Source organism: Acinetobacter sp. TGL-Y2 (genome assembly GCF_001612555.1).
Lineage (GTDB): Bacteria > Pseudomonadota > Gammaproteobacteria > Pseudomonadales > Moraxellaceae > Acinetobacter.
The window spans coordinates 3,018,619-3,035,117 of record NZ_CP015110.1; the positions used below are offsets into that span (position 1 = coordinate 3,018,619).

Annotated in this window: 9 protein-coding genes; 5 read left to right on the forward strand and 4 right to left on the reverse strand. The window is 42.1% G+C overall.

Translation table 11 applies throughout. The features are described 5' to 3' along the window. Positions 1-368 precede the first annotated feature (368 nt). The 3 genes from recD to AMD27_RS14505 form a co-directional block, all read right to left on the reverse strand. Complete coding sequence (gene recD / locus AMD27_RS14495) at positions 369-2,150, reverse strand: exodeoxyribonuclease V subunit alpha (RefSeq protein WP_067661808.1); 1,782 nt, start codon at positions 2,148-2,150, stop codon at positions 369-371. Positions 2,151-2,237: 87 nt separating this feature from the next. Beyond that, complete coding sequence (locus AMD27_RS14500; protein ID WP_067661810.1) at positions 2,238-5,963, reverse strand: UvrD-helicase domain-containing protein; 3,726 nt, start codon at positions 5,961-5,963, stop codon at positions 2,238-2,240. Positions 5,964-5,966: 3 nt separating this feature from the next. Beyond that, positions 5,967-9,650, reverse strand: a complete 3,684-nt coding sequence (locus AMD27_RS14505; protein WP_067661812.1) for an exodeoxyribonuclease V subunit gamma — start codon at positions 9,648-9,650, stop codon at positions 5,967-5,969. 185 nt (positions 9,651-9,835) lie between these two features. Here AMD27_RS14505 and AMD27_RS14510 point away from each other — a divergent pair, with 185 nt between their 5' ends. Beyond that, positions 9,836-10,342, forward strand: a complete 507-nt coding sequence (locus AMD27_RS14510) for a hypothetical protein (RefSeq protein ID WP_067661813.1) — start codon at positions 9,836-9,838, stop codon at positions 10,340-10,342. Between the two features lie 98 nt (positions 10,343-10,440). Here AMD27_RS14510 and AMD27_RS14515 read toward each other — a convergent pair whose 3' ends face one another. Next, on the reverse strand, positions 10,441-11,856 hold the full coding sequence (locus AMD27_RS14515; protein WP_067661815.1) for a phosphate--AMP phosphotransferase: 1,416 nt from the start codon (positions 11,854-11,856) through the stop codon (positions 10,441-10,443). A gap of 221 nt (positions 11,857-12,077) precedes the next feature. Here AMD27_RS14515 and AMD27_RS14520 point away from each other — a divergent pair, with 221 nt between their 5' ends. The 4 genes from AMD27_RS14520 (at position 12,078) to AMD27_RS14535 (ending at position 16,379) form a co-directional block, all read left to right on the forward strand. Further along, the gene (locus AMD27_RS14520; protein WP_067661817.1) at positions 12,078-12,785 is read left to right on the forward strand and encodes an FFLEELY motif protein; all 708 of its coding nucleotides are present in this window, start codon (positions 12,078-12,080) and stop codon (positions 12,783-12,785) included. 331 nt (positions 12,786-13,116) lie between these two features. Then, on the forward strand, positions 13,117-14,061 hold the full coding sequence (gene ubiE / locus AMD27_RS14525; protein WP_067661820.1) for a bifunctional demethylmenaquinone methyltransferase/2-methoxy-6-polyprenyl-1,4-benzoquinol methylase UbiE: 945 nt from the start codon (positions 13,117-13,119) through the stop codon (positions 14,059-14,061). Between the two features lie 21 nt (positions 14,062-14,082). Further along, entirely contained in the window at positions 14,083-14,739 is a 657-nt protein-coding gene (locus tag AMD27_RS14530) for a ubiquinone biosynthesis accessory factor UbiJ (RefSeq protein ID WP_067661821.1), read from the forward strand. Between the two features lie 20 nt (positions 14,740-14,759). Then, positions 14,760-16,379, forward strand: a complete 1,620-nt coding sequence (locus AMD27_RS14535; RefSeq protein ID WP_067661823.1) for an ABC1 kinase family protein — start codon at positions 14,760-14,762, stop codon at positions 16,377-16,379. The last annotated feature ends 120 nt before the right edge of the window (positions 16,380-16,499 follow it).

Sequence of the window (16,499 nt, forward strand, 5' to 3'; positions counted from 1 at the left end):
CTATTCCTTATGCTTTGCATTATGGCAGAATAAAAATGACACTCAAGTCACACTTTTCGCATCTTTGTGTAAGTAAATTCGTACAGCGTGTAAGCAATGTATCAAAATTGCTTATTTTATAGACATAAAAAAGCCCTGTAGTCTCTCCCAAAACTACAAGGCTTAGCGGCTGTAAGTTTCCTCTTTTATCACTTACGTCTTGTAAGGTCGCAGTCTCTCGACTTTAAGTTATTATTATTGAGCGATATTATTCAACTTTCCGTGTTGAACACTTTATGTATGCAATCATCGCAAAAAAGAACAAGAACCTCTATGCGCTAATTTCTCGAATCTGTGTACGCCATTGCTTACAAAATGCGTTAACATTTTTAAATGTTTGATAAAACTATCTTATTCATTTTATTGACCAAACCGCTGCGCCTCGTGGTTTTTATGGTCAATGCTTGTCGCAACGCATTTGGACTAACCAGCAGACTGACGACTGATTTTGCACGGGTTATTGCGGTATAAATCAGCTCTTGGCTTAAGAGTTTTGTTGCAGATTCATCCAAAACCACAGTCGTATGCATAAACTCAGAACCTTGCGATTTATGAATGGTTAAGGCAAAAGCCGTTTGAATGGATTTCGGCAAGCGTGTTGCGGGTAACCATTTGTCTAAACTGGGAAAATAAACTTCAAACAGGTCAGCTTGCGTACGGTGCTTAAAACACAAACCAATATCGCCATTTGACACCCCCAACTGATAGTCGTTGTAGCTCATCATTACGGGACGTCCAATATACCAATCGCCCTGCTTTACAATTCGAGGCAGTGCCTTAAGTAAAGCTTTTTGCATTTCACCATTTAAGCGATCTAAGCCCAATTCACCATAGCGAATCGCCGTTAAAATGCGGTAGCGATCAAAAGCATCTATGACCTTAGGCACATTTTCCTCAGTATAGCCATTTTGCATATAGGCATCTAATGCATGAAAGTAATCTTGATAGCCTGAGCTGAGTTTTTCATAATATTGAGTTAAGGCAACTGCACTGATCTGGTCTGTGCTCTGATCTGTGATGTACTCAAGTTGCACCACATCATTCATCCCCTGCTTTAAAGGGATCGGCTGAAGCTCTCCCGCTGTCACAATTTGCTTTTCAAATGCATGGAGCATCTGTGCAGAATCAGTTTGATACTTTGCGGACTGTATAAATTGTGCAGTTTCACCAATGCGTGCGCCTGCTTTAAATCGGCGCGTGGTGATCAAGTTAACGCAATTTTCTGCGAGCGCATCTACATTTTGTAAATCTGCCAACACAGAACCGACATCCACAGACGCCAACTGATTGGCATCGCCCAATAAAATCAGTCGACAATGATCAGGTACGGCTTCAAATAGTAGCGTTGCCAAATTTAGATCCAGCATAGACGCTTCATCAATCACGATTACATCATACGGCAGCGGCTGTTTCAGATTGAATCTGGCTTTGAACTGCGTGCCTAAACCCAAAAGTCGATGCAAGGTGAATGTGTCTTGTTGTTTTAAACGCGCTGAGACCAAGCCCAAGGCATTCAGCTTTTCATCTGCAAATGAACTTTGCATGGCTTCTTTCATGCGCTGTGCAGCTTTACCTGTTGGCGCTGCCATGGCAATTCGAATATCGGGCATGGCTTGACTGAGCACCGCAATAATGCGCGCCAAAGTATAAGTCTTCCCTGTGCCTGGACCACCCGTGATGATATTTAAGGCATTTTTGGCGACCATGCTTAGGGCACTTTTTTGATGAACGTCTTGGAGTAAATGTTCAAAGGCCTGTACATCGACAGGGTCAATGTTCTGCTGTTTTAGACGCTTAACTTGTAGTGCCAAGCGCTGCTCTAAACTCCAGTAGCGATATAGATACAGATACTGCTCATCAGATACAAAAGGCGCAACCTGCTGGTGGCTGGCTTGCTCATCTGTCACCATCAAATGATGCAGCTGTTCAAGCGCTGACTCTGGTTTTTCAATACAACTGTCGCCTTGCGTAGTGGCAAGCAGGATCTGCTCAATCAAATTAATGGATTGTTCATTTTGTTTTATATCATTTGAAGCCTGTTTTAGAATGAATTCAGCCCAAGTCCTCACCCATTGCGGTGCTTGACTCTCACGTTGCTGTTTATTTTCCACACAGTTATCCTCAAAGTTATCAACATGGTTCTAAACACTATTATCCACAATGTAACCTAATGTTTAATATTTAATTACCACAATATATCACGCTGTTTTGATGTTTTTATCATCAGTAAAATGACCCAAAATTGCATCAAGTCTTAAAATAAATTCATCCTCTGGTTTCCAGTAGACATAACCTTGTTCCGCGTGACCATTCATACCGCGTAAATACAAATAGCTTGCACCGCCCAAATCTCGTTCAATGTGATAATCCCGCAACTGAATTTTTAGATAACGATGTAGTGCCACCAAATATAATCCGGCCTGCAACCAATAACTGGCATGGCTCATGCTCTCTTGAATTGCACTGACTTGATAGCTTTCTTGACTCAAACCTAAAAAATTACTTTTATAATCCGCAATATGGTATCGCTGACCATCGAAGAACACCAAGTCAATCTCACCTTTGAGATAACGCGCTGAATGTGCATCTTTAAACTCAGGCATCACAATGCCGTATTCTTGGAACAATTGATGAATACGGGGAATTGCTAAGATACGATCTGAAAGCGCCAAATAAAATGGAAATTCAGCCAAATGCTGATCTGGATTTAATTGACTCAGTTTGAACTGATTTAAAATGGGTGTGCTTAAAATCTCAGCCAGCCAAGTCACCATTAAATCCATCAATAAAGCTTCAGGTTCAGATGCTTGTGGAAATGCTTTGGCCACCTTTTCCAGTAACTCACGCCATAAAATTGAATAATCATTTTTTAAACGGCGTTTGAGCTCCAGTGCCCAATACGCTGAATTTTGAAAATCAATATGCTCAAAAATCTCATGCAAGAAATTGCCTGCCAGCGTGCCCATGGGGAAATTGGCTTTGATCCATGCAATTGGCTGATGACTCAATTCTTGACTCAGCGTCTGACTCGTGTCGACCTGAGTTAAAGGCTGATGCACTTCATCCTCTGCACTGCTTTGTTCAGTGTCCATGACGGCCAAAGCATCTTGAATTTGCTTTCGGGTCAGATGCTGTGCCAAATAACTAAAACTTGTTTTTGCACGTGGATAAAACCGTTGTAGCGGAAAAGGATCTGCCTGTAGCTCAGCGTTCACCGCTGTCGAATTCGATTTTAATTTTGGTGGTTTTTCAGTGAGTAACGGCTCGCTAACACTATAAGGATGGGTAAATACGTCCGCGCCATGTCCCCGCCAAAAAGCCAAACCAGTGGTGGAAGTGCCTTTACTATCACTCAACATGGCATACACGCGGTGACTTGCACGCGTCAATGCCACGTACCATAAGCGCCGATGCTCGGCTAAATTACGCTCTTCATGCTGTGCAATCGCGACTTCATCTAGGCTATTTTTATCATGAATGGCGACCACACGATGCTCTTCAACTTTGCCAGTCTGGGGATGAATCCGCTCTGCTTTAGAAAAATTGAGGGTTTTATTGATTTCGGTAACGGACTTATCTGCCCCCAATAAAAAGACGATTTTAAACTCTAAGCCTTTAGATTGGTGAATGGTCATGAGCTGTACACCTGCGTCATTGGAGAGCTTACGTTCCATTTCCCATTCACGTTGCATCGGTGCGGTAAGCTGCTTTAAATACCAATGATATAGATTCTGCGCACCTTGATAGGTTTCACTGTGCTGACTCAGCGTTTCAGTCAAATGACGCAGGTTCACCACCGCACGTTCATTGTCTCGGCTTTGCTTTTCAACCAACAGCATCCAGACCTGAAATTGATTCAGACACAATTGCCATGCAGTAAGAAAGCCTTGATTCAGCCACACTTCACGAATCTGATCAAATCGCTCAATGTAGCGACTTAAGCCATCGGGCTGCATCTCAAGTTGGATCAACTTATGTAAATTAAAACCCAACAGCCGACTGAGTAGCGCACGTTTAATTTTGGCTTCATCAAAGGGGTGCATGATGGCACTGAGCACCGCGCCCACATCCCGTGCCACTTGGCTTTCAAACACGCTTTTTTTAGAAGGTCGATTAACCGCTATGCCTAAATACTCAAGCGCAGATTGAACTTTATCTAAGCCATCATGGTTTTTAGACAACACTGCAATATCATTTTCATCTAAACCACGTGCAGGACTACCGTCAATGCTTAACTGGCCTTGAATAGATTGATTTAAGAGCTGTCGAATGTTCCAAGCGACTTGTTCGGCTTCAGTATCTTTATCTTCAAGTTGAATCCAGCGCAGTGGCGATGGATTGATGTCTTGCTGATCCATCAATGCAGGATGTGGACGACTACCCGCTTGCACCGGGGTATAACTGACCTCTTCGCCAAAATCAATTTGACGTTGAAACAATGCATCGACCACTTCAACCAAGGGCTGAACCGAACGGTGATTATGAATCAAATGATAAGCATGACCGTTTTTTCCAAAAACATCCTGATGCGCTTTTAAGAAAGTCAGCATGTCACCACCGCGGAAACCGTAAATTGCTTGTTTACGATCTCCGACCATGATCATACAGCCCTGATCAACCCGCTTTGAATGACGCCAAATCTGCGCCAGCATGTCGTCCTGATCCTGATTGGTGTCTTGAAATTCATCGACCAAAATGAGTGGATATCGTGCATGGACGTAGCTGGCAAAGCGTTGCCCTTGCTCACCGTATAAAGACTCAGCAAGGGTGCGGATTTGCTGTGCAAAGGTGGTTTCACCCTTTTGCTGTAGTACTTGCGGTAAGCGTTTTTTCACTTCACTGGCAAGATGATATTTTAAATAACTGTCTAGCTGATCTAAATCCAAATTTAGCTTGGCGAGCGCTTCAATAAAAGCCTTTAAAGCCACAATCACCGAATGTTGTTGAAAGGTATTCAGTACATCTTCAGGACATTTGTTTAAGGGTTTCTTCGTGGTGAGTTCCGTGATCAGCTTTAAAGTGTTGGCATATTGCGCAGCGAACAGCGCATACGCGCCTTGCTGTTTTAACGCATCAAAAAATTCAGGCAATTCCTGTTGAAAAAACTGCTGCATTTTGGCCTGTTCACGCCATTTTTTTGCCAATATTTTAATGTATTGACCTTCAGCTGAATAATATTCAGACAAGCTTTCCAGTTGCTTTAAATCCACTGCCAAGACAGCGTCAATCTGTTGCTGAAACGCTTCAAGATCCATGACAGGTGGTAAAACAGCTTGAAAATGCGCAGAGGCAAAGTTCAAACTATTTTCAACCACAGCGACATAGGCATCTTGCGATTTTAGTTTTTTATTTAACAGTAAATAATCAATCGTAGGCTGGGGCTGTAACTGAATCCATTCACGCAAGACATCATGAATCAGCTGATAACTATACTGTTTGGCATCATCGGTAATAGTCGCATATTCGATTTTGCCACTTTCAAAAGCAAATTCACGCAGCAACTTTTGACTAAAACTGTCCAGCGTCCCCACAAAAAGCTCATCCAACTGATCAATGACCAATTTAATTCGCTCACAGGCATAGCCAATTCGATTTGAAAATGTCTTGAGCAAGACGTGAAACAAGGGATCAGTGGCTTGTTCAGCGTGAACCAAGACCTGCTGTTCTGTCAGTTCTCTACAGCCCTCAAAATACTTTTGGGTTTCAACCAAACGTGCGCGTACTCGTGTTTTTAATTCTGCAGCAGCCTTTCGGGTAAAAGTAGTGGCAATCACCTGATTGGGTAAATATTTTTCCAATAAAATCCGTACCATCAGACTCGATAGCGTATAGGTTTTACCGGTTCCTGCTGAGGCTTCAATCCAGTGTAGACCACTAAATTGCATATCCTGTATCGGTTGAGTTGAGACCTTTTGTGTGTTCATGTCTTATTTCTCAACCACCGTTTGATGTAGATAAATTGGCTGATATAAATCATAAGCGTAGCTATCGCAGGCATCTTGAAGTAAGGCGGTGGTGTCCTGCTCTTGCAAAATAAATTGCCAGTCACGATGCTTTTTACTCCATTCCATATCGGCCAAAGCAAAAGGCAAAAATGAATCGCTCTTGTCCCATTCTTTTTGTAGGTCTTTAAAGTTGGCAATGGTGGATTTGCCAAATTCATCGCTTTGCCATTCCAGCGCTTTGCCTTTTTCAGCCAATAACAGCAACAGTGCCGCAGGCAATACCAAGGGCTGTTGCTGGGCGTAGTCATAAGCATCTAGCCAAGCCTTTAAATACGTTTTCGCTTGCGTAGTGGTTAAACCACTATTCACAATAGTGACATCACTCAACACTGCAATACGTTCGAATTTTGCTGAACGCTGATCGTCTAAGTTTAAAAAAGTTAACCATAATAAATATTCAAGCCAGACTTTGGCCCGGCGTTTGGCACGCCCACTCGATGCATCTAAGCTGACCCACGTGCTGACTGCATTTTTAGGGACGGTAATGCTCATGGTGAAATCAGGTCGAATACGCCATTGGCGCTGCGTGGTTTGGGTCACTTCAGTTGCATACTGATGCAGTCTTTGTTTTAGGCTGTCTTGCTCTGCCAAGCTCATGTTTAAAACACTGTGCTGGACTTTACCCACAGGCAACTGATCTTGCAGAATCCGTAGATCCAAGCCTGCGTCATGACTGGCTTGTTGCTGTAGGAAATCCCGTATCGCATAGCGTCCTAAACCATCCAACACCAAAGGCTCGTGTTGTGCAGGTATATCTTGCGGTTTTAAATTTTCCACGCCCAAAGTTTTCAAATATAAACGTGCGGGGAAAGTGATATCTTGAATCCATTGCCCGGCATCAATCACTGTGCCGTTTTCAGCGGGTCTGACATAGATCTCATTGACCCATGGTTCGCGCTTGTGGGTTGCCTGCCCCAGTTGTTTTGCCACCTCAAACCATTGATCTTGATAACGGCGGATAGATCTGCCATCAAACCCCATCGGATCAAAAGGCTGTAAAGGATGAACCTGATACAGCTGTTGAATATGGGTCGCCACCTCAATCTCATTTAAATAAAGAGTCGAAGCTGAATCAGTCTTGACCTCAGAAGTTTCGGCATCAAGTGTGGTATTTGCTGCGCGAGTAATGAAAGCCAAATGGCTGATCAACTCTTGCAAGACACTTGAAGGCTCACGCACTTCACTATCGCTCACATCAAAACCATTATAAAACAGCCATAAATTTTGCTGTGCCAACAAAACGGCATCTAAAAATGCACCCTGATCATCTTCTAAGCGTGAACGATCACCGAGTTGGGGTTTGAGTAAACTCATCAAATCAAAGGGCACTTGAGTATTTCGGTTTGGAAATTTTCCGCTGTCCAAATTCAGCACCACCATCAACTTATAAGGTAGCGGACGAATATGCCCAATCTGACTAAAGGTGATTTGTCCTGTAGGAAGTGCCTGTTCAAGTTGACTGTCTAGAGTGCTTTGAATTTCTTCAAGTAAATACGGCAAGGGCAATTGAATATGATACAACTCATGCTGCTGCGGTTTGTCTTTTTCATAATTATAAGACAGAGTCAGCATGGTGTACTGCTTTTTCACGATTTTATGCACGGCTTGTAGGGTTTCAACCCCTGAATTTTGAAACTCTTCAATCTCTTGTTTTAAAATATCAAGCCACTGCTCAACCGGTTTACGCAAACCTTGCTCATGCATGAGCATCCAATCACGGCGCACAGCAAAGTCTTGATAAATTTCAATCAGCTGAGCAATCAATTCAAAATCACTACTCAGTACATGCGCAAAGCTTAAAGTCTCATCAAATATCGTATGTTCAGGGATTGCAACACCGAGTGCCAAACGATCCAATGCAAATTTGAAACTAAAGCGATAATCTTGATCATCTGCGCTTAAACTTTGTTGTAAATGTTCAGCGTCTAGTCCACGTTTAAAGCCTGCGTTTACCAATAGCTCCACCATGCGCTCAGTGCTGTCAATATCCAGCGCATAACGAATCTGTGTGGCACTAAGGCTAAGCCAATCCGCAAAGTCTTCTAAGCTAAAGCGTCCCGTGACCAGTTGAATGCGTCCCAGTATAGCGCGCCAAGCATTGTTGACATCAATTTGAGTCACCCCTGCAATTTTCACAGGCAAGAACACGCCGTCTTGGAAACTGCTTTGCGGAAAAACACTCCGAATCAGCGGTTCCATTTGTTTTAAATCGGGTGCTAAAACCAAAATATCACTGGGACGTCGTGGATGTTCAGGCGTGCCTTGTGCCAACCAATGAATCAATTGTTCTTTTAATACTTCTAATTGTCTTAGGCTCGAATGACAAACATGAATTTGAATCGAATCATCATCTTCCGCTAGCACATAAGCTTGCTGTTCAGGCTCCACCAGATACAAAATATCGGATTGTAATTTGCCTAACAGATGGCTCGGATATTCATCCACAAAGGCATCAATCCACTGCCCCTCTTCACCTGAAGACAGATTGGATAAGATCGAAAAATGATCACGGGCTTGTTTACCAAAACGGGTCAATAAGGGATGGCGTGATTCGCGCACTTCGGCATTGAAATTTAAGGTAAAGGCATCAAAAAAACGCGCAATGTCATCATCGGACGCTTTGGGATTTTTCGCAATAAATCGCTCTTTGACACTTAAGTCATAACGTTTTTTCCAATTTGGATCGACACTGTCTGCCCAGTATTCTTGCGAAGGGTTGTAGTGCAAAATCAGCACATCCAGATACTGACCCAAGCGCCGTAAAAACTGCAATTGGGAGGGCGCTAAATCCAACAAGGTAAAAATAATCACCTGTTCTGGTAAATTTTTTAGTGCTTCGAATCGTGAAGTTTTATCATCCATGACCTTCCAAAATTCAACATCAATACTTTGCATTTCAACAAAATCATCATGAAACGTATGCTGCCATAACCAGCGCTGCCACTGCTCTAACTCTTGTGCTTGGTTGAATTTAAAACTAACATCTTGTTCTTTATTTTGTGGAAATAACTGTTCAATATCTAAGGCTTGGTTTGCACCCCACTGGCTCAACCAGTTGGTCGGGCAAGTACATAGCGCTTCACAATTTCTTTGACAGTCCCCGCGGTACTGCATGTAATTACTGAACAGTTTAGAGACTTGCTCAGACACCCAATACAACATGCTTTGTTTTTTGAGTTGTTTTTCGACACTTTGTTCAAGCCTTGAAGCACTGTCATAAATCCGCTGCACAATTGCAAATAAAGGATGATCAGCGTTGAGCGGATTGTCATCACTATCAATAAAGGTTTTTAAGGTTTGATAAATACGCCACTTCATCATCAAACGTGGAATGTTCGCCTTACGCACATGGTCTTTGTCGTCTAACACCTGCTGATAACAAAACCATTGAAAGCCGCGAATACGCTGATGAAATTGACTGTTGGCACTTATGCCTTGTTGTTCTGCAATGGTTTGGGTCAGCCACTCTTGAATAGCGGGGCTTGGAACCACAAAATGTTCAGTGCCCAGGACAGCAAAAGGATTCTTGGACGGCTGCTGAATACGCAGCAATACGCCTTGCACCAACACATCAATTTGCTGGCTTTGAATAACATGAATCCCCATAGTCCCTCTTTTTCTGTGCTTAAACCAAAGCATTCATAAATGCACAAAATCATAAACATAAATTACTATACATCTTAAACTGAGTATGTCACTTTTGTTGCAAAGACTTCATAAAACTTCATAAAACCGTGCTCAAGCACGCGTTTTTAACACAAAAATCAAATCGATCTCTTAGGTGACTTGTTATGAAAATCGATAAACTTCCAGACTCTATCGATCCAAATTTAGATTTAGAACAAATCCGTGAGGAATGTCTAGAATTAGTTAAAAAGCGCTCTTATGTATCCGCGGGCGTGGCTATGATTCCTGTACCTTTTTTAGATGTCGTGATTGATGTGGGTATGCTGTCTATGCTGATCCCTGAAATCAACACCCGTTTTGGATTGTCCCCTGAACAAATCAGTGTGTATGATCCTACAACCAAAAAAGTGCATTGGAATGAACTGCGCAAACGTGGCTTTGAATTTTCAGGTTTAGTGGTGGCACGTACAGCAGCAAAAAGTTCACTCAATAATATTGCAGCTAAAGTCCTGACCAAGCAAGTGACTAAATTCATTCCTTTAGGTGGCTCAATTATTGCCGCAAGTTTGGGTTATATCGTCATGAAAAAAGTCGCTGAAGCGCATGTCGAAGAAAGCTACAAATTGGCAAAAAGCGTACAACAGAAACAAAAAGCCAATATTGTGAGTTAATTCATAAACAAAAAAAGCGGATGATTCATCCGCTTTTTTGACTATTTTTTTAGCTCAATGAAGTAAAATAAAGCGCTATTAAATATAACCCATACGCCTTACTCCGCTTTTAACTGCGTTAACAACGCTCTTAAAATCTGAATGCGCGCTGAATATTTATCATTGGTGGCAATCACATACCACGGCGCATACGCCGTGTTGGTTCTGTGCAACATATCTGCTGCTGCTTCTAAATAATCATCCCAACGTTCACGGTTACGCCAGTCCTCATTTGTGATTTTAAAACGTTTGTGTGGTGTTTGTTCGCGGGCTTTAAATCTTGCTTCTTGTTCATCTTTACTAATGGCTAACCAAAACTTCACCACCACGGTCTGCGTATCTGATAAATCTTTTTCAAAACGATTAATTTCATCATAAGCACGTTTCCACTGGACATCCGAGGCAAAACCTTCAACACGTTCGACCAACACTCTGCCATACCATGAGCGGTCAAAAATTGAGATGTTTTCCTCATCTAACAGTTTGTTCCAAAAACGCCATAAATAAGGACGTGCCAGTTCATATTTTTCAGGTGCGGAAATGTTGTAAATCCCGTATTCACGTGGATCGAGTTTTTTCACAATACGTTTAATTGCGCCGCCCTTGCCTGCTGCATCCATGCCTTCAAACACAATCACGGTTTTTCGACCTTCAACCCGAAGCGCCGCTGCAACTTGTTTGGTGAGCTTTTTCAGTTCAGCTTTATAATCTTCCTCAACCAACACCTCTGTGCTCGGTTGTAACAGCACTTCAGGCACAGGTGCTTGGTGCCATTTGCTTCGTACTTTTAAGGCATGATTGGGTAAATTTGTTAAATGTTTTAAGACATGTTCAGCAAAGAGATGATCACGCTGCTGTTCATCTTCACAATCAATAATCAACCAATCATCGGTAAATTTACGACGTAAACGTTGTAGGCTGTCGTATTGTTTTTTATTACGCCAATCCAGTCCATGCAACTTATGCCAGCGCTGCTCTGATACATCCATTTTATCGAGGCGTTTTTGCAAAGACTTCCACGACAAATCAAACCAGACTTTGACTACATCAACATGGTTATTTTTTAAGTCTTGCTCGAAGGCTTGCATCTGCTGCGTATACGCTTCAAATAACGTTTCATCAAAGGGTTTTGACACATGCAATGTGGTCGCCAAGAGGTCACTATACCAATTGCCAAACAGTATAATCATCTGCCCTTCTGCCGGAATAAAACGCGTATAAGGCTGCCAAAAAGGTGTGGTGGTGTTCATCAAATGCGGTGGATCGGCTTTGACTCTTAAATAACGTGGATCAACCCATTCACGCAGCTGTTTGACCGACTCGCCTTTGCCTGCAAGCTCAATGCCACTGACCAAAACCACTAGACTTTTGGCATTCTTCTTAGCTCGGGTATCTTTTAACGCATATTGTGCTTCAATGAGTTTAAGAGTGAGGTCTTCTGATTTAAGTTCTAATTCTGTTTCAGTATCATGCATAGAGGGCTCGAATTTATTGTGTTTTAATCAGTATACTCAACTCTCCTGGTTCTCTTAAATATCGCGGTACAATTTATTGCAAATGTCCGCGTTTGAAATGTATTTTGCCTCAAAAATGCCATGCACTGACTTTTATTAAAACGTTTGCCTTTGAATTTGTCATAGTAGTTTTGATTTAAGCAGATTATGCTTTTACATGCCGAACATCACTGAGCATTAACATGTCTAAACTTGCTGAACTAGATCAACTTTTAGAACAATATAAACAATTAAATTATCATTCAGATCCGATCTTAAAGCAGCGTTTGAATGAAGCTCAAGCTTGGCTTAAAAACCGTATTCAAGATACTCATCACCTGCTCTTTAATGAGCCAAAACATCAGCTCATGGCACAGTATTTTATTAACCGACTCTATGGCGGTGCTGAGTTTGATGATTTAGCAGTGCAAATCGAACGTTTACTGAAATATGCCCATAAAGCTGAAAAAATTATTCCTGAAAATGCCATTAAGACTGGTTTAAAATCGGTTGGACTTGCGGTACTTGCCATGCAACTTGATGAACAAGTGGCAAAGCAATTATTAAAAGATTACCCCGTAGATCAACCGATTGATGATGAAATGATGCGCTTGACCTTAATCAAAGTCGATCAAGCAGAGGCACGTCAGCAACAGCTGAATATGCTGGATGATTTAGGCACCAGCTTAGACAAATATATGCGTTCATTCATTATGCATACGGCCTTTAAAATGTGCAAAGGTACGGCCAGCAAATACAAATTTGAATTGATGTATGACTTTATAGGTGAAGGTTTCTTGGCCATGAAACCCATGAAATCTGCGGCAAATTTCATTGCGCGCTTTACTGAAAAAGAGCGTTTAATCATAGAGAATGTTCATTCATTGAAAGCGCATCCATTTAAACTTTAACCGCCTATATGTTAAAATTTGACGTGCTAAATTTCGACTGATTTTTTATATCTAAATGAACATGGCTCAAGTCGATAACAGGATTTTAGCTTGAGTTTCATACTTCATATATACGGCTTAAAACTAAATCATGTTCAGCTGTATATATTAGGTGAAAGCGAACAAATATTATTTTCCTAAAACACCTCACAAAAACTTAACACTGCTAATTTTTTTTATTTCTGTATATTATTCATATCAATTGCATGATCTACACTGTAAAAAATTAAAGAATCTGTCATCATGCAAGTTCAACCAGATTTACTATTATTTGTGTTCAGGAGTGACTCGAATGTCTAATGAAAACCAACAGCCAACTGCTCAAACTGAGCTGGCCAATAATACAGACACAGTCAGTCCTTTTTTAACCGAGCCATTACCCACAGGTACTGCACAAGGTCAGCAGCAATCATTACAACAAAAACTGACCGATACCCCAGTGACAGGTTCAGTCCCAAAATACAATTTGCCACGTGGTGCAAATACCGGCAATGTCGGTGAGACCACCCATTTTGGTTTCCAAACGGTAAATAGTGAAGAAAAAGCACAAAAAGTGGCTGAAGTATTTCATTCTGTTGCCAGTAAATACGACATCATGAATGACATCATGTCATTTGGTATTCATCGTTTATGGAAACGCTTTGCGATTAATATGTCAGGCGTACGCCGTGGTCAGCATGTGCTGGATATTGCAGGCGGTACAGGTGATCTTGCCAAAGTATTTAGCCGTGAAGTCGGTCCCACAGGTCATGTGGTTCTGTCTGATATTAACGAATCGATGCTCAATGTCGGTCGTGATCGTTTACTCGATGCGGGCTGTAGCAATGTCGATTTCGTCTTGGCCAATGCTGAAACTTTAGAGCCATTTGCAGACAACAGTTTCGATCTTTTAACTATCTCTTTTGGTTTACGTAATGTGACCGATAAAGATGCAGCATTGGCTTCGATGTACCGCGTCCTTAAGCCAGGTGGTCGTTTATTGATTTTAGAATTTTCTAAACCTGTGTTTGAGCCATTTTCTAAGCTTTACGATTTGTATTCGTTTACTGCCCTTCCAATCATGGGTAAAATCATTGCCAATGACGCAGAAAGTTATAAATATTTGGCGGAATCCATTCGTATGCATCCAGACCAACGTACCCTAAAAGGCATGATGGAAAATGTAGGCTTCCAAAACTGTGATTATCACAACTTAACCGCAGGTATTGTGGCGGTTCACCGTGGCTTTAAACTCTAAGTTTAAGCAATAGGGTTCATTATGTGGTCGATTCTTGCACTGGGTGCAGCTGAACGTTTGATTCATCAATGTATCAATTTGGATGCGATTAGTCGCATTCAGCTCAATGCGCTTCAGGGCAAAATACTGCGGGTGGTGATTGATTCACCACAGCTGTCTGTCGATGTATTTTTTGATACTGAAAAAGTGCGTTTAGAACCCACTGTCACGGGTCAAAGTATCAAGCCATCTATTTTTGAACAGCGTCCTTTTGATGAAATCAAAACCATCACTGAGGCGACTGCCACCTTACACGTTGAAAATGTGGTAGCACTGCTTAAGCTTTTATTGGCAGAGGATGTGGGCAATATTCCACTACAAGGGGATTACCATCTGTTGCAAAATATCCAGCGGATTATTCAACAGGCTGAGCCAGATCTTGCCGCTAAACTCAGTGACTGGATTGGTCCAAACCTCGCCAGTCAAGTGGGTAAAATTCAAGCCGTACCCAAACATCTATTTCGCTCTTTCGACAGTCAATTGTTTGTGGTCGAAGACTTTTTAAAAGAAGACAGCGGTCTGTTTGCGCCGCGCTGGCAAATGGATGACCTAAATCAAGACACGCGTCAGTTGACCCAAAATATTGACCGTTTAGACGCCAAAATTCAGCAGCTTCAATCTCAATTTAATTCCCATTAAAATATTAGGTAAGTGCATTTATGATTCCGCATATTAGACGTTTAATCGAACTTTGGCGCATTGCCGCGCACTATAGACTCGACACGTTGGTTGCTGCGGAAGATATACCTGCAAAAGCCCGTCCCTTACTGAAACTGATTCACATGCACCCTGCTGCATGGTCAAGTCGAGAGCGAAAAAACCCACTGAAGCTCAAAGAAGCTTTAGAAGAAATGGGGCCGCTGGCGATTAAATTGGGACAACTGCTGTCTACACGTCGTGATTTGATTCCACCTGAACTGTTGCAACAATTGGTTTTACTTCAAGATCGAGTCAAACCCTTTGACAATGATGTCGCGAAAATGCGTATTCAGGAATCACTCAAAGCCGACGTCAATACATTATTTGCACGCTTTGATACGCAGCCGCTTGCCGCAGCATCCATTGCACAAGTACATACTGCCGCACTGCATGATGGTCGTGAAGTGGTTGTCAAAGTGACGCGCCCGAATATTCGTGTGCAGATTATCCAAGATTTTGAAATCTTAGAATGGCTTGGGGCTTTTCTTGAAAAACGCCTAGAAGCTGCACGCGCACTGCATCTCTCTGAGATTATTCAAAACTATCGTCAAATTATTTTAAATGAATTGGATTTGACTTTAGAAGCTGAAAATACCCGTCGTATGCGTCATTACTTTACTGGCTCAAGCATGATGTATGTGCCTGAAGTATATATGGACAGTAAAGACGTGATGGTGGCTGAGCGGATTACCGGTGTTCCAATTTCAGATATTGCAACCTTTGATCGCTTGGGCATGGATCGTCAGGATTTGGCTGAAAAAGGCTTAACCATTTTCTTCACCCAAGTCTTTCGCGATAACTTTTTCCATGCAGACATGCATCCCGGAAATGTCTTCGTAGAAACGATTCATCCCGCCAATCCGCGTTTTATCGCTCTGGACTGCGCGATTATGGGTGAGCTGTCCAAACACGACCAAATGACCATTGCGCGTATGCTTTTGGCGGTCATGAACAGCGACTTCATGCAACTGATTTTGATTGTGCATCAAGCCGGTTGGATTCCACCGGGCACCGATCAAGATGCATTGGCGCGAGAAATGCGTCGCACTGTTGGCCCCATGGTGTCTAAACCCATGCATGAGCTTGATTTCGCGGGAATCTTGCTGCAAGTCATGGATATTGCACGCCGTTTCCATTTAGAAATTCCACCGCAATTGATGCTGTTACTGAAAACCTTAGTCCATGTTGAAGGCTTAGGTACAGATCTTTATCCAGAACTTGATATTTGGAAGCTTGCGAAACCGATCTTGAGTGACTGGATCAAAGCGCAAATGAATCCACAAAAAAATATCAAAGAATTGGGACAGAAAATTCCTGATTTATTGCTGGGTGCACAGGATTTACCCACGCTTTTCATTGACAGCTTAAATGGCTTAAAAAATCAATCCGCATGGCATGCTAAGCAATTAAATGAACTTCAAAGCATGCGCTTGCAAATGGAACATCAGCAAAAACGCAGTTGGATTTTTGGAAGTTTGATTGCGATTTTATTGTCGATTGCAATGATTGCGCCGTGGTATATTTCTGTGATTCTTATTGTTTTGGCCAGTTTGATTGCGATTTGGCGTGTGGCGAAGTGATTTAAATATCTCACTTGAGTCTATCGCTCTAAATGCCCCTACCGAATGCCTGTATAAAAAAGCCCCTGACACATCAGGGTCTTTTTTATTGAAATCAATACCTCTATCGCCTTCAGTGCT

What these genes read in the sequence shown, in the direction of transcription:
- AMD27_RS14500 (WP_067661810.1), bottom strand. Translation starts at nt 5,963, where the DNA reads ATGAACACACAAAAGGTCTCAACTCAACCGATACAGGATATGCAATTT.
- AMD27_RS14505 (WP_067661812.1), bottom strand. Translation starts at nt 9,650, where the DNA reads ATGGGGATTCATGTTATTCAAAGCCAGCAAATTGATGTGTTGGTGCAA.
- AMD27_RS14510 (WP_067661813.1), top strand. Translation starts at nt 9,836, where the DNA reads ATGAAAATCGATAAACTTCCAGACTCTATCGATCCAAATTTAGATTTA.
- AMD27_RS14515 (WP_067661815.1), bottom strand. Translation starts at nt 11,856, where the DNA reads ATGCATGATACTGAAACAGAATTAGAACTTAAATCAGAAGACCTCACT.
- AMD27_RS14520 (WP_067661817.1), top strand. Translation starts at nt 12,078, where the DNA reads ATGTCTAAACTTGCTGAACTAGATCAACTTTTAGAACAATATAAACAA.
- ubiE (WP_067661820.1), top strand. Translation starts at nt 13,117, where the DNA reads ATGTCTAATGAAAACCAACAGCCAACTGCTCAAACTGAGCTGGCCAAT.
- AMD27_RS14530 (WP_067661821.1), top strand. Translation starts at nt 14,083, where the DNA reads ATGTGGTCGATTCTTGCACTGGGTGCAGCTGAACGTTTGATTCATCAA.
- AMD27_RS14535 (WP_067661823.1), top strand. Translation starts at nt 14,760, where the DNA reads ATGATTCCGCATATTAGACGTTTAATCGAACTTTGGCGCATTGCCGCG.